At 35.2% G+C, this 14,329-nt stretch carries 14 protein-coding genes and 2 pseudogenes; 9 read left to right on the top strand and 7 right to left on the bottom strand.

Annotated features, from left to right (window positions below):
- Positions 1 to 5: 5 nt before the first annotated feature.
- Complete coding sequence (locus tag DJ93_RS23775; protein WP_042983556.1) at positions 6 to 431, top strand: phage holin family protein; 426 nt, start codon at positions 6 to 8, stop codon at positions 429 to 431.
- Entirely contained in the window at positions 431 to 1,498 is a 1,068-nt protein-coding gene (locus DJ93_RS23780; RefSeq protein ID WP_042983558.1) for a GH25 family lysozyme, read from the top strand. The genes DJ93_RS23775 and DJ93_RS23780 overlap by 1 nt, the downstream gene beginning before the upstream one ends.
- Before the next feature lie 367 nt (positions 1,499 to 1,865).
- Here DJ93_RS23780 and DJ93_RS23785 read toward each other — a convergent pair whose 3' ends face one another.
- From DJ93_RS23785 to DJ93_RS23800, 4 genes are read right to left on the bottom strand one after another with little or no spacing between them, the layout of a single operon-like run.
- Positions 1,866 to 2,444: a suppressor of fused domain protein gene (locus tag DJ93_RS23785; protein WP_042983559.1), complete on the bottom strand. Its 579-nt coding sequence runs from the start codon at positions 2,442 to 2,444 to the stop codon at positions 1,866 to 1,868.
- 38 nt (positions 2,445 to 2,482) lie between these two features.
- Positions 2,483 to 4,015, bottom strand: coding sequence for a GH-E family nuclease (locus DJ93_RS34890; RefSeq protein WP_080743582.1), 1,533 nt, complete (start codon positions 4,013 to 4,015; stop codon positions 2,483 to 2,485).
- Positions 4,012 to 4,374, bottom strand: a complete 363-nt coding sequence (locus DJ93_RS23795; RefSeq protein ID WP_000076133.1) for a DUF3958 family protein — start codon at positions 4,372 to 4,374, stop codon at positions 4,012 to 4,014. The genes DJ93_RS34890 and DJ93_RS23795 overlap by 4 nt, the downstream gene beginning before the upstream one ends.
- A 40-nt stretch (positions 4,375 to 4,414) precedes the next feature.
- On the bottom strand, positions 4,415 to 4,690 hold the full coding sequence (locus DJ93_RS23800; protein ID WP_000529672.1) for a TIGR04197 family type VII secretion effector: 276 nt from the start codon (positions 4,688 to 4,690) through the stop codon (positions 4,415 to 4,417).
- 262 nt (positions 4,691 to 4,952) lie between these two features.
- Between DJ93_RS23800 and DJ93_RS33960 the strand changes: the two are divergent.
- A pseudogene (locus DJ93_RS33960) lies at positions 4,953 to 5,282 on the top strand (N-acetylmuramoyl-L-alanine amidase); the annotation flags it as partial.
- A 266-nt stretch (positions 5,283 to 5,548) separates the two neighbouring features.
- Here DJ93_RS33960 and DJ93_RS23810 read toward each other — a convergent pair.
- The 3 genes from DJ93_RS23810 to DJ93_RS23820 all read right to left on the bottom strand — a co-directional run bounded on the left by DJ93_RS23810 (position 5,549) and on the right by DJ93_RS23820 (position 8,206).
- Positions 5,549 to 6,556, bottom strand: a complete 1,008-nt coding sequence (locus tag DJ93_RS23810) for a DUF7018 domain-containing (lipo)protein (RefSeq protein WP_042983560.1) — start codon at positions 6,554 to 6,556, stop codon at positions 5,549 to 5,551.
- 52 nt (positions 6,557 to 6,608) lie between these two features.
- Positions 6,609 to 7,163, bottom strand: a complete 555-nt coding sequence (locus DJ93_RS23815; protein WP_042983561.1) for a hypothetical protein — start codon at positions 7,161 to 7,163, stop codon at positions 6,609 to 6,611.
- Between the two features lie 212 nt (positions 7,164 to 7,375).
- Positions 7,376 to 8,206, bottom strand: a complete 831-nt coding sequence (locus tag DJ93_RS23820) for a cytosolic protein (protein ID WP_042983562.1) — start codon at positions 8,204 to 8,206, stop codon at positions 7,376 to 7,378.
- A 309-nt stretch (positions 8,207 to 8,515) separates the two neighbouring features.
- Here DJ93_RS23820 and DJ93_RS23825 point away from each other — a divergent pair.
- From DJ93_RS23825 to DJ93_RS23850, 6 genes and pseudogenes are all read left to right on the top strand, one after another.
- Positions 8,516 to 9,079, top strand: a pseudogene (locus tag DJ93_RS23825) (MFS transporter); the annotation flags it as partial.
- Positions 9,080 to 9,175: 96 nt separating this feature from the next.
- Complete coding sequence (locus DJ93_RS23830; RefSeq protein ID WP_042983563.1) at positions 9,176 to 9,733, top strand: YdcF family protein; 558 nt, start codon at positions 9,176 to 9,178, stop codon at positions 9,731 to 9,733.
- Between the two features lie 103 nt (positions 9,734 to 9,836).
- Positions 9,837 to 10,790, top strand: coding sequence for an ABC transporter ATP-binding protein (locus DJ93_RS23835; RefSeq protein WP_042983564.1), 954 nt, complete (start codon positions 9,837 to 9,839; stop codon positions 10,788 to 10,790).
- Between the two features lie 3 nt (positions 10,791 to 10,793).
- Positions 10,794 to 12,305, top strand: coding sequence for an ABC transporter permease/substrate-binding protein (locus tag DJ93_RS23840; protein ID WP_042983565.1), 1,512 nt, complete (start codon positions 10,794 to 10,796; stop codon positions 12,303 to 12,305).
- Between the two features lie 216 nt (positions 12,306 to 12,521).
- Complete coding sequence (locus tag DJ93_RS23845) at positions 12,522 to 13,949, top strand: basic amino acid/polyamine antiporter (protein WP_042983567.1); 1,428 nt, start codon at positions 12,522 to 12,524, stop codon at positions 13,947 to 13,949.
- Between the two features lie 94 nt (positions 13,950 to 14,043).
- Positions 14,044 to 14,304 (top strand): hypothetical protein, encoded by a 261-nt coding sequence (locus DJ93_RS23850; RefSeq protein WP_042983568.1) that lies wholly within the window; start codon positions 14,044 to 14,046, stop codon positions 14,302 to 14,304.
- Positions 14,305 to 14,329: the final 25 nt, after the last annotated feature.

Below are 14,329 nucleotides of genomic sequence, written 5' to 3' on the forward strand. Positions count from 1 at the left end.
AACAAGTGGAACGTATCGACGTATTCATAAAAACGTTTATAGCTACCTTTGGTGGCTTCTGTGGATATTTCTTAGGAGGATGGGATGCAACATTGAAAATCTTAGTGACGATGGCAGTTATTGATTATTTAACTGGAATGATTGCAGCAGGATACAACGGAGAGTTAAAAAGTAAAGTAGGTTTCAAAGGCATCGCCAAAAAGGTGGTGCTTTTTCTTTTGGTTGGAGTGGCAGCGCAATTAGATACAGCGTTTGGAAGCGACAGTGCTATCCGTGAAGCAACAATCTTTTTTTTCATGGGTAATGAATTGTTATCACTTTTAGAAAACGCTGGACGTATGGGAATCCCACTTCCACAAGCTTTGACAAACGCGGTTGAAATTTTAGGTGGTAAACAAAAACAAGAAGATAAAAAGGGAGATGTTCAATAATGAAAAAACATATTATCGATATTTCAAAATGGAATGACAGTATTAATTGGGATGTATTAGCTCCTCAAGTTAGTTTAGCGATTTGCCGTGTTCAATATGGATCAGATACAGTAGATGGATTATATAAACAACATGTAGCGCAATTAGAGAAACGTGGCATTCCACATGCTGCCTATGCGTATGGATGCTATGTTTCTGTTAATGATGCAATTGTGGAAGCGAACGATTTTATGAAAAGAACAAATTTAAATGCTAAATTCTTAGTGCTAGATTGTGAGGATGATACATTAAAAAGTTGTGGCCCCGACAATCTAGCAGCTGCTTCTCAAGCTTTTATTGATACATGTAAAGCGGCAGGTTGGAAAGTCGGATTTTATGTATCACATCATATGTACAATCAATATGGTTTAAATAAGGTGAAAGCAGACTTTTTATGGATTCCTCGTTATGGAAGTAATAAACCTGCCTATGCGTGTGATCTATGGCAATATGCAGATGGAGAAACAGGCGGTTGGCTTGATGGTGTAGGAAAAGTTGACTTAAATGTTCTAAATGGAGACAAGCCATTATCTTGGTTTATTGGTGGTAATGAACTAAATCCAATTAACCCAATTGATCCAATTAACCCAATTGATCCAATTCAGCCAATTCATATAATTCAGTCTATTCAAAAAGAGGGAATTGGACATGCAACATCGAGATACGATGATGGTTATGGTGTGAATCTATATGAAAATCCTGCTAATCCTATTTTTGCAGGACGTATCACACAAAAAATCCCTTACTTAATCCAGAAAGGATACTGGGGTGGTGGAGAAAAAGACATGATCTGCCTTGGGAATGAAAAGCAGTGGGCTTACCTAAAACATTTTGATGTGAAATGGTTCTATACGCATTCTAAATATCCTGTAGGTTGGGGGATTGCAGTTCATAGTGAACCAGAATGTATTAACCATGTTGGAAATATTGACGGTTCTACTCCTTATCGTATTTGGGGAAGAGTTGGCGACGCAATAGATATTGGTGGTAATCGTTGGATTCGTGAGGAAGATGTAATTATTAAGTAATAGGTGGTTTCAAAAGTACACAACAACAAAGGTAAAACATACTTTGTAACTGCTAGCGAAGCATATGTATTTATGAAGTGAAAATCCGGCTCTTATGAGTCGGATTTTTTATCATACTTTAGATTTTCTGCTTTCCATATTAAATACATTTTGCATAAATTATTAAGTGCTTTTTATTCAACACCAATAACAATCCATTCACTTATATAATTCCAAAAGTTAACATTATAATTAGGTAGCCTCTTTGCTTACCAAAGGTAGCCAAAGTTGACTTCCCGCTTGTCTGATTTATTCAAACTTGCTATTTAATAGGAATTATAATTTGTAGAAACAATATACTCTTATACATAAAGTATTCAGCATGATATTACAGTACAGAGTCTCGTTTAATATCGAAAATGTCTATTTCATTTTGCTCAAATAAATTCTCAAGCTTATTTGAACCATTTTGTTGAGCAAATAAATATTCTTTTTCTGATATTGGGACGGCAAGCAACCATGCGACTTTTTTGTCTGAGAAATCAATTGTTTGTAACTGATCTTCCCACAGAAATGGTGGCACAAAAAACATATGTTTCATTTCACTATTAGGATAATCAAACTTCAGCACATCCAAAAATATTTGACCTGGATAGAGTGGCATTTTTGAATTGATTACACAAAAAGCACATGTTGCTAGTACATTTGCATAATTATTATAAGCTGTTGCGCTCGCACCAACAATTTCTACTCGTAAAGACTTTTCATCTATAGATCGTCCTATTGAATGCATATGCAAGCCAATAGTAGAATACGATGTAACCCCCTCGCAGGGTCTATCTCCTGTTGATAAAATATCGATATTACTTATACTATTATCATCCCAATATTTAGAAACAACAGGATTACCTCCAAACACTTTTAAAGCTGATTTAGCAATCATTTTACTTTCATTTGATATCCCCATTTTACTCTCCTATCTTTCGCTAATAATTTTTAATAATTTCAGTCTCCAAAATAATCATCCGTTAAATCTTCACCTTTATGACTCCTATTCGATGACGGAAGTTCAGGGCGGTAATGATTAGGATTGTTATGTTCATCTAAAAACTGTTCTCTTGTTATTCCTCTTTCTTCAGCACTTTTTTTATGCTTTCTAAATTCATAACCTGGTAAATGCCCCATATCCCAAGGCTTATCTTTATTCATTATTTCATTATTTATTGGATCCCTTACGAGACCATCTTCACTTTTAGCATTATCCCAGACTTTATCTCTTACGCCCGTTCTATATCCTGAAGGTCTTGTGTAAGTTTTATCGCCTGAGTCACTTTCAATACCATTTTCTTTTTTATACTTATCCCAAGCCTTACTCATTTCATCCTTACTATATTTACCTTTGTTGGCAGTTTGAAATTCATTCCATGTCGATGGGTTAGAACTACTACCACCAGAAGACGGGGAAGACTGGAATTTTTGAAGAGTATCCTTACCATTTTGAATTGCATTACGCCCAACAAATACACCATGTCCAACAAGACTTAGTCCAGCCGCTGTAGCAGCTGCATCTAATGGAAGAACAATTGGTGATGCTAACCCACCACTTCCTACTTCTGCGACGAAGGTTAAGAAATTAGCCCCGCCTATGACAGTAAGACCCTCTAGAATTTCTATAATAGATGCCGCTCCTGCTACAACATTTCCGGCAAATCTTCCCGATTGATAAGTTAACTTGCTTTCTAATTCATCATTATCAGGTGATTCTAGTCCAATAACGCTTTCGAAAGCCGCACTACCAGCGCCTTGAAAAAATTCTTTCATAAATTCCCAAGTACTGATAGCTGTTTTTTCATACCATGGTCTATTGGCTTCTTGTTCTCGTAAAGCAATTGCTTTTTCAATTTGTGCTTCACGAGCTTTACTTTCTGTAATTGCTTGAATAGGCCCCGTCCACTCCATATTCAATTCTTGTATGCTAAATGTTCCACTTGCGGGGCTGAAACCTTTCCCACTTTGCACTTCCGCAAGACCTTGCGCGATACTCGCAGCTAATTGAAGTGCAGTATCATAATTACTACTAGAAGTATAATTGAATTCATGTAAGTGTTCTAGTTTTTCTTGCAGTTTCTTCCTCATGACAGTAAAAAGATTCGCCATAGCGTCCATACCCGGGATTGGCATGGTTTGACTGATGGCTTCCATACTTGCTTTCATTCGGTCAATCCCTTGAATTTGTTCTAGTATTTCTTGTTCGATGACATCTGTTGAAGCTACTTGTGATTGAAAGTGACTTGGAAAGGCATCATTCTGACGGATTAGTTCTTCACACAAGTAAATGATTCCTTGTGCTAATGGACGAAAGGTTTGTGCAAAGAATGCTTTTGCACTGCTATATGTTTGTCCTTGTAGAACAGTATCAATTGCAAAAGCATCAATCGACTGAATAGCTTGTTCCATACCTTGAATCGTAGCGGTACATACAGCGTTCATGCTTTGTGTTTGCGTATGTACTTCCCCTAGATACATATTCAAACTCATGAATTGACCTCCTTTGCTAGATTCTGTTTTTGATAGTAAAGGTCATTTTCTAAGTCACTAAGATTTCGTTTTTCCTTAAGCAATGTTTCTTTTTGATTTTCCAATTCGAAAGTAAGTTTTCGCTCAATATATTGTGCATCTTGACTCATATTCATAAAAAACAATGACATTTCTCTATCTCTATGCCAAGTTCCTAAAATACGGTCAAACAAACGATGGTTTTGATTTTTCCATACATGAAAATCTTCTTCTACTTGTTCCTGGGTTTGAATCGCAGATTGATTCCGATTCTGTTCTTCAAATACACTTCGTAATTTTTGATTTAATTGATTCATTTGTTTTTCAATATCTTGACTCATCTTTTTCCTCCTACCGTTTTACTTTACGTAGGTTATCACATTAGCGAAAAATATTTTGAAGTTCTTTATCCATTCTCTCAAACTCGTTAGCTACCGAATGAATATTATCAACCGCTTGTTGAAAGGCTACAGAAAATTGTTTCGTCAAATCTAAAACTTGTTGGCTCGCTTCTTGTGCTTTGGAGTTAACAGATAGTGTTGTACGCGTTGCCTTTGTTATAGAACGACTTGTTGCACTTTGAATCCTGTCAGAAGCTGATCCCATTTTCGTAGCAATTTGTGTTGCTGTTTGTAAATTACTTTGGAATTGTCCCATCGTATAAACCCTTTCTATATTTCTATGAACGTATTAAAGAAGGGGAGTGCCTAGTATGTATGTCCATTATCCTATTGTTCTTTATAGGAACCCTCCTGGAAAAATATTGCGGATATAATTATAACAATAAATGGTTAAAGTTTCCTCAAACACATATATTTTACAACATATGTGTTTGTTATAGTTCTTAAAAGGTAATGTAGTATAACATAGAGGTAAAACACGAATGGGAAAGTAATAAATTGATGCTAATGATTTATATTATGCTGTATGGGCTGAAAAGGGTGGTTGGTTAAATCTTGGCGGTGAACAATGGATTAAGAACAATCCATCTTATGTGAAGTTTAGTAAGAAAAGCACAGTAGATTCCTCTATTATAGGGAAGCGTGTTGTTACTAAAGTGGATAACCTACGTTTCTATGAATCTCCATCTTGGCATGATAAAGACGTGGCTGGTACTTTAGATGCAGGACTAGGGTTTACAATCGATGAAAAAGTAACTGTCAATGGATCACCACAATACAAAGTACACAATTCGAAAGGGAATACGTACTACATTACAGCTAGTGATGCATACGTAAACGTACGTTAACATAAAAGAAACCGGCTCTTAATTGAGTCGGCTTTTTTACTATGTATTAAACTTTAGCATTCATAAGTAACTCTTTTAATTCTTATGTAGATAATTTGCTTTCTAACGCTTTACTTAAGTCAAGTATAGGAGTTTTATAATCTACTACTACTTGTAAACTATCAGTCTTCTTTTTCTTCTGCAACGTCTTTACTAGAACAACCTACTCCTGACAATAACATGACTGGAACAACTCTAACAGTTTACGATTCATACTCACATATCCTTTATTGTTGTGATTTATCTGCAATACCCTTTGTTGCTTCATCAAATATCTTTGCACCTATATGTGTTTTACCCATTGACTGATGAAGTTTAGCTTGGTCTTCTTGCTCTATTGCATCAAATAGAAGTTGGAAAGCATCTTCATAGTATTGCATGGATTGTTTTATCTTGTTTTGTTCTCCCTCAAATCCAGAAGGTGCTTTCAAGTCCTTTAGTTTCCTAGCATTTGCTTTTGCTCCACCTACACTTAGTTGGATTTCACTTTTCTTCTGTACATAAGCCTTGATGTCTGAACCTGCTATTCCTTCAATTAAGTGCATTGTATCTGCTATTGCATTCGAACTGTCTATGATGTCTTGCTTATACTTCGTAACTTCTTCTAAATTAGATACATCGTTTGACTTAGGAGCATCATCTGTTCTTTTTATTGTGTCAGGGTTTGTATTATCCAATGCACTCTGTTTATCCTTTGCAGCTTTATTTGCATTTACAGCGTCTACTCTAGATGTTTCGTCTTGAACAGGTTGGAATCCTGGTATCCAATACTTATTACCTCGTTCGATTAACTCCGTGATTTCCTGTTTCTTATCAGGGTCTATATCCTTCTCATTTGCTTTAAAATACTTAGCTTGTTTTGAGTAAGCTTTACTATAACAATCAACTGCTTTTAGTATGTCTTTATGTGATTCTGCATACTCTTTTGGTGGTTCAATCTTATCAAACTTAGCAATGATTGTTTGTAACTCAGATTCTTGTTTTAGGACTTCTTTCTTTAAAGTCTTCTCATCCTTTTCTTTATTCATTGCTATTTCTACTATATTCGTGATTTTCCCCATTAACTCAGATGATAAGCTAGTCATACGTACTGGATAAATGTCTTTCGATAACTTCTCTTTTGTTTCAGCCTTAGTCTCCACTTTATCTTTTGACTTCGTGTCTACCTTATCTGTTGCACAACCACCTAATAACATGATTGGAAGTGCTAAACTTACTAGTTTCTTTGCTTTCATCGTTATATACCCCTTTGTTTGTACTTATTTACATTCTTTCTTGAAAACAATTTTATTGTAATACTACTTTACTATATTCTTTGCCTAGTCTCTCAGATGTTTCTAACCATAAGTTACCTGCTTCTGTTATAACCTCTATAGCTTTATTTGAATTTTTAGGGTCTGGCTTTTTTACATAGTCTATTTGATATTGAAAACCAGTACTGTACATCTGCATAGCTCTATCAACGTCTTTATGCACCTCTGCGAACTCTTTCGGTACTTTTAACTCTCTAGCTTGTACTGACAAGTCTATTGATTCTTCTGCTAATTTTATATACTTATACTTGCTATGTAATGGAAGGTCTTCTCCTACAAGTAGATTATCCATCTCCGTTACCTTATCCTCCATCTCTAAAGCTATGTCTGAAAGAGAATTAATGTACTCTTCTGTTGAATAGTTACCTACATCTACAGGTTTAACTTTATCTACCTTACTTTCTTGTAGTGGTTTGCTTTCTGACTTGATGTTTACTTTTTCTTTCGTCTTTACGTCTGTTTTATCAGTACCACAACCTGCTAATAACATAATAGGTATTGCTAAAGCTACTAGTTTCTTTGCTTTCATTATCTATCCTCCTTTTAGAAAGTATTGTAATTAATTAACATATTGTACCATAACATAAATTGTATAAATAAGATATGAAGTTTTCTCATCCTTAAGAGGAATTTTGAGTGTTTTAACAATATGAAAACATGTATTACGGTTGTAGAAAATCCCGCTCCGTCTGCTTTTTGAAAAAATCCCCTTATTGGTTCCTCAATGTTTGGGAGCTTTTTTTACGCTCTCATAAACTCTTTATCAAAGTAGAACTTGTCCATTAAGTTGTTTACAATCCCGTTGAAATAAGCGAATTTACCCTTCTTCATTTTTGCTCCAGATTTAATTTTCATAACAAACTCTTTGATAGCTTGTAAGCCGATAGTAAGCTCCTGGTCTTTAGTGAATGCTTTATCACCTGTAGAGAAGTTTGTAATTTTATTGCACTGTCTTACGACCTTCCACAGTTCTTGAATTGTTTTAGATTCACTGTAAAAAGAGTTAGTTAAAGAAACAAAACGTTCAGGTACCCAGTGAGCTACGAAATCAGCTTCTTTAATATTTTCCTCAGGTGTATTGCTATTCTCATTACTATTACGTTTGTTTTTATCTTTTATATTTTGTTTTAAGGAAGAAGGGGTTGTTTTAATGGTAGGAAACTTTGTAGGACCTTTTGTATCTATCTTGTTGGACACTTCTTCCACAATTGGTTGAATGATAATAGCGTTAGAAGTTTGAAGCATATCTTTTTTACGCTTCATAGAAACTTGCTTAAGCATCTCTAAATCCACAAGTTTCTTCATTAAACGTTGTACAGTTTTATATGAAACTTCCATTTTTTCAGCGATTCTATTTTTGCATAGGAAACTAACACCTACATATTTGCAGCTATGGCGTTTTAAAATTTCAAGTAGTGCAATGAGTTTGGATTGTACGTCAGTACGCTTAATAGACATACGGATGATGTCTCTGTATGCACGTACAGTTTTATTTAGTTCTTCTACTTCTTTAAATGTAGAAAGGTTGTGGAAGGATTCTTCATTTGCGATAACATTGATACGTTTCTTCATTATATAGGCCCCTTTGTATAAACAAAAAAGCAACAGAATGCCGAGTGTAAGCAAACTGTTGCTAAGGAGCCCTTACGTATTGTAAAATAGTCCGTAAGAGTACAGCAAGTGTTTGCCTATCGTGAGTAGGCGGACGGTATAAGAGTGCTACCAACACTACTTATACACGCTGTGCTTTTTTGTTTTGTGGTAACGTTTTGGTAACAAATGTGTAAAATCAAACGATTATTTGTAGTTTTTGTAGTTATAAAAAACGTTGATTTATCAGCCTTTTAGTTGATTTTTAGTACATTTGTTTCTGCAAGTATTTTACTTGCGACCTATATGCCATTTATCGGTGTAATGATGGCAAACTATTTAATCCCTGTATACATTTCAGACATATTAAAGGCAAGCGCTTCTGTGTATGCGATAGAAGGTATGATGTATGGCGTTGGTGCTGTTATAGCGGGAATTAGTATTCCAATCATGATGAGATATGTGAAAACAGAAGTTTCTATCGTCATAACGATGTTCATATATGTAATTTCAATTACCGTAATGATAGTGGAACCATCAATCATAATGTTATACGGACTTGTAATTTTTCATGCTCTTGGAAATGCTGGAACAAGAGTTGCCAGAAATGTATTGATGATGGAGAAGATTCCAAATGAAGTAATGGGACGTGTAGATAGCTTGTTTAGATTAATCGGTACAGGAATTCGAATTGTGTTATTAATGTTGTTTACTGCAGGTGTATCCAAGCTAGGAGTAATGATTCCGTTTTATGTATTAAGCGTCATATTAATTTGTTCATTCGGGATAGCTGTGTATTATATTGCGTCCGAACGTAAAATAGGAATGGAGGTTTCTAACAAGTCTATCGTATAAAGGGGATTGATTTTCAACTAAATAATAAGTAAAAAAACACTTCTTCCTCCCTTTCTTTTTCTATATAATAAAAAGAAAGGGAGTGTAAACCTAACTATGAACAAATGGATATTACTTATGATCTTATTACCACCACCACTGTACATCGTATATACGACATTTCGAATGAAGAAAGTTGCTCGTGAGAAATTAAGTAATCACTCTCCATATGTCCTTGTATTAGGTGCAAAGTTGTTTGGAGATAAACCGTCTTTATCTCTTCAAAATCGTTTGGACGTAGCTCTGGAATATTTGTATTCTCACCCAGAAGCAAATGTAATTGTTTCTGGAGGGCAAGGTGAGGATGAAGATATACCGGAAGCTCATAGTATGCGAAACTATTTAATGGTACATGGTATAGATGAGAATCGTATTTTTATTGAAGATCGTTCTACTAGTACGTATGAAAATTTAAAGTTTAGTATGGATTTATATGATGTAAAGCACGCGGTAGTTGTTAGTAATACGTATCATTTATATCGTACGAAAATAATTGCAAAGCGTTTAGGGATGAAGATGGAAGCGCTAGCTGCTAGAACACCGAATCGTTCTAAGAAAAAAGCGTATGTGCGTGAATATGCTGCAATTATGAAGACGATATTATTCGATCGTTAGAGCTCAAGTAAGAGCTCTTTTTTTCATTTCATTAAGCGTATCATTTGAAATGATGTCCGTATTCCATCAAAATAAAAGAAACAACAATAAGGGAGTTGTATTTGTGATTCGATTTAATCATGTGTCAAAAGCATATGAAGACGGTACGAAAGCAGTTGATTCATTACATTTAGAAATTAAAAAAGGAGAATTTTTTGTTCTTATTGGACCGAGTGGTTGTGGGAAGACAACGACGATGAAAATGATCAATCGTTTAATTGAGACGACACACGGATCAATTTTGATCGATGAAAAAGATATTCAAGACTACGATATAAACGAACTGCGTTGGGATATTGGATATGTACTGCAACAAATTGCTTTGTTTCCGCATATGACAATCGCTGAAAATATTGCGATTGTACCTGAAATGAGAAAATGGAGTAAAGAGAAAATTCGAGCGCGTGTCGATGAACTACTTCATATGGTTGGATTAGATCCAGCTATATATAGGGATCGTATGCCAGATGAATTATCCGGTGGACAGAAGCAGCGTGTTGGCGTAGTACGAGCATTAGCTGCAAATCCGAAAATCGTTCTGATGGATGAGCCATTTAGTGCGTTAGATCCATTAAGTCGTGAACAGTTGCAAAAGGATATTGTGCAGTTACAGAAAAAAATTCAAAAAACAATTGTGTTCGTAACACATGATATGCAAGAAGCGTTATCGCTCGGTGACCGTATTTGTGTGATGAGAGAGGGAAAAGTCGTTCAATTAGATACACCGGAAGGTATTATACATAATCCGAAAAATGATTTCGTAGAAGAATTTATTGGGAACCGTGGTCGTCCTTGGTATGAAGGAAAAAGTATTGAAGATGTATTACTATTAGAAACGAGTGTGAAAGGGAAAGGTGAAGGCCCATCTTTATCTATATATTCTCCTTTGCAAGAAGCTTTGGTGCGTTTACAAGTAGAAGAATTTGTACCAATTGAAAAAGATGGACAACATGTCGGTACATTAACAAGTCGTCATGTTGTTAATTACATAGCTGAACAAATGAAGGAGAGAGGGTAAAGCGTGACTGATTTATTCCAAACATTTCACGAACGAAAATTAGAATTACTTAGTGCATTAAGTGAGCATTTACAAATATCGCTTATTTCTTTATTTTTTGCTGTTTTAATTGCAGTACCACTTGGCATTTTGTTAACGAGAAAAGAAAGAATTGCCGAATTCATTATAGGTACCTCTGCTGTTATGCAGACAATACCTTCACTCGCTTTACTTGGACTTTTAATTCCATTAGTAGGAATCGGGAAGCTCCCGGCAATTATTGCATTAGTTGTGTATGCGTTATTGCCTATTTTACGAAATACGTATACAGGAATTCGTAAGTTGGATGACTCGCTTATTGAAGCGGCAAAAGCGATGGGTATGAATAGTTGGAGACGATTGTGGAAGGTAGAGCTTCCACTTGCACTGCCAATTATTATGGCCGGTATTCGTACAGCGATGGTATTAATTGTTGGAACAGCGACACTTGCAGCGTTAATAGGTGCTGGTGGGCTTGGGAAACTGATTTTACTCGGTATCGATCGGAACGACCATGCACTTATCGTTTTAGGGGCCATACCAGCCGCGTTGCTCGCTTTATTCTTTGATATAGTACTTCGCTTACTTGAGAACACAAAACGCTCTTCTAAGCGCGTTATATTGATTGTAGGTATTGCTATTATAGTTGTAGTTACACCATTTCTCTGGAATACGCAAAAGAAGGATATTGTTATTGCCGGTAAGTTAGGTTCTGAACCTGAAATTTTAATTCAAATGTATAAACAGCTTATTGAAAATGATACAGATTTACACGTAGAGTTAAAACCAGGGCTTGGGAAAACAGCATTTGTTTTTGAAGCTTTAAAATCAGGAGAAGTGGATATATACCCTGAATTTTCTGGAACAGCTCTATCTACTTTTGTAAAAGAAGAACCGAAGAGTACAAATCGAGACGAAGTATATGAACAAGCACGCACTGGAATGGAAAAGAAATATAATATGATGATGTTAAAGCCGATGGATTATAACAATACATATGCACTCGCAATGCCGAAAAAAACGGCAGAGCAATATAATGTAAATACAATTTCTGATTTGAAAAATATTGCTGCGGATGCAAGGGCTGGATTTACGTTAGAATTTGCAGATCGTGAAGACGGTTATAAAGGAATGCAAAAATTATATAATTATAAGTTTTCAAATGTTAAAACGATGGAACCAAAATTACGTTATAGTGCCATTCAATCAGGTGATGTTAACGTAATTGATGCATATTCGACTGATAGTGAACTGGAGCAATATGGTCTTAAAGTATTAAAAGATGATAAAGGGTTATTCCCGCCATATCAAGGAGCACCATTATTAAAGAAAGAAACGTTTGTCCAATATCCTGAGCTTGAAAAAGTATTGAATAAACTAGCTGGGAAAATTACAGATGAGGAAATGCGAAAGATGAATTATGAAGTAAATGTAAATGGTAAAAGTAGTGAAAAAGTAGCGAAACAATTTTTACAAAAAGAAAAATTGATTCGTTAAATTTCAAAAAATATGCAATTTATATGTAGAAAATGACCGTTCATTATAAAATGAACGGTTTTTTTTGTGCATACTTATACAATTTTTCAAAAAAGTATTCCCTTTTTGCTCATTTTCTTTTAGAATAAGTAATGTTTTCCTGAAAAAATATAATAGAAACGTCTATTAGAGAAAAAGGTGACTTTAATAGTTGAACGGATGAACATAACACCTAGAATGACAGATGGGGTGGTACCAATAGAAAAGAAATTAGGATTTTTTCCATTAATCGCATTAGTAGTTGGAACAATGGTTGGCGGTGGCGTTTTTAGTTTACCGCATGATTTAGCAGTAGGGGCAAATAGTGGGGCAACAATAATTGGCTGGTGTATTACAGCGATGGGAATGATTCCACTTGCGCTTGTATACCAAACGTTAGCGAGGCAAAAACCAGAGCTTGAGGGCGGAATTTATAGTTATGCACGTGCTGGATTCGGCGAATATGTCGGTTTTAACAGTGCCTGGGGATATTGGCTTGCAGGGATTTTAGGAAATGTAGCAACGATTATGTTATTATTCAGTACACTTGGATATTTCTTTCCTATTTTTAAAGGTGGAAATAATATTGCTTCGATCATTGGTGCATCTCTTTTATTATGGACACTTCACTTCCTTATTTTATTTGGAATTCGTGAAGCTTCTATTATGAATGTTATTGCAACGATCGGAAAATTAGTTCCTATCGTATTATTTATTGTCGTTATGGTGACGGCGTTTCGCTGGAATACATTAGCACATGATTTTTGGGGAGAAGGAACAATCTCTATTTCTTCTGTGCTTGGTCAAGTGAAAAATACGATGCTTGTAACGCTTTGGGTTTTTATTGGGGTTGAAGGAGCGGTTGTCTTATCTGGAAGAGCGAAAAACAGCCGTGATGTCGGAAAGGCGACAGTACTTGGACTTATTTTAGTAATGTCTATTTATATTTTAATTTCTGTTCTTTCCATGGGAGCTATGACAAGAAAAGAGCTTTCTGTTTTAGAAACTCCCTCAATGGGACATGTATTAGAACATGTTGTTGGGCCATGGGGCGCAATAGCGATTAATATTGGATTAGTTGCGTCACTTGTAGGTACATTAATTGGCTGGTTCCTACTTGTTTCTGAAATTTCTCATGTAGCAGGCAAAGACGGCGTATTTCCGAAAGTCTTTACGAAAGTAAATAAGAAGCAAACACCACATATGGCATTATGGATTTCAAATGGCGTTGCACAAATGTTATTTATTATCGTTCTGTTTTCAGAATCAACATATCAAATCATGTACTTTATTGCATCGACATCTATTTTATTACCGTACTTGCTATCAGCCTTGTATCAATTAAAATTAGTGATTACGAAAGAGCTGAAAGTTGCAAGGGTAAAAAATGGATTGCTAGCTTTAATTGCTTCTGTATATTCTGTATGGCTGATTTATGCAGCAGGATTAAAGAATTTACTACTTGTTTCAATTGTATATGGCATTGGGATTATTGTTTATACGTTTGCAAGAAAAGAAAAAGGCAATCGTTGTTTTTCAGGCATGGAGCGATATGTTGTGGGTGTAATTGTCATTGCAGCGACAGTATCACTTTATATGCTGATCACAGGGAATATAAAAATGTAAAAAGTCCTTTTATAGGACTTTTTTCTTTTATTCACAAGGAGTTCTCCTTTTTTTAGAGAATATCTAATATATAAGATGTTCAGGAGGGATGAAGATGGAAGAGAAAGAACAATTGTTAAGAATTATGGAATTAGCAAGTGACGTAAGGAAATTATTAGTACAAGAGTCCTTTTTTAATCATCATCCTGAACTACGCGGAGTGATTGAAAATTTAGCTAGTTCCGTAGAGAATTTAGCATGCTTACAACATAATAAAGATGAAAATGCTGAGGATCGATTACGATACGTACTTGCTAAGATGAAAATTGCTCACAATGCTATTTTAGAAGAAAAAAAAGCTTTTCCTTCTCATTAATATAAGTTTTATTTTTATAACCTGG

The organism is Bacillus clarus, from assembly GCF_000746925.1.
Classification (GTDB): Bacteria; Bacillota; Bacilli; order Bacillales; family Bacillaceae_G; genus Bacillus_A; species Bacillus_A clarus.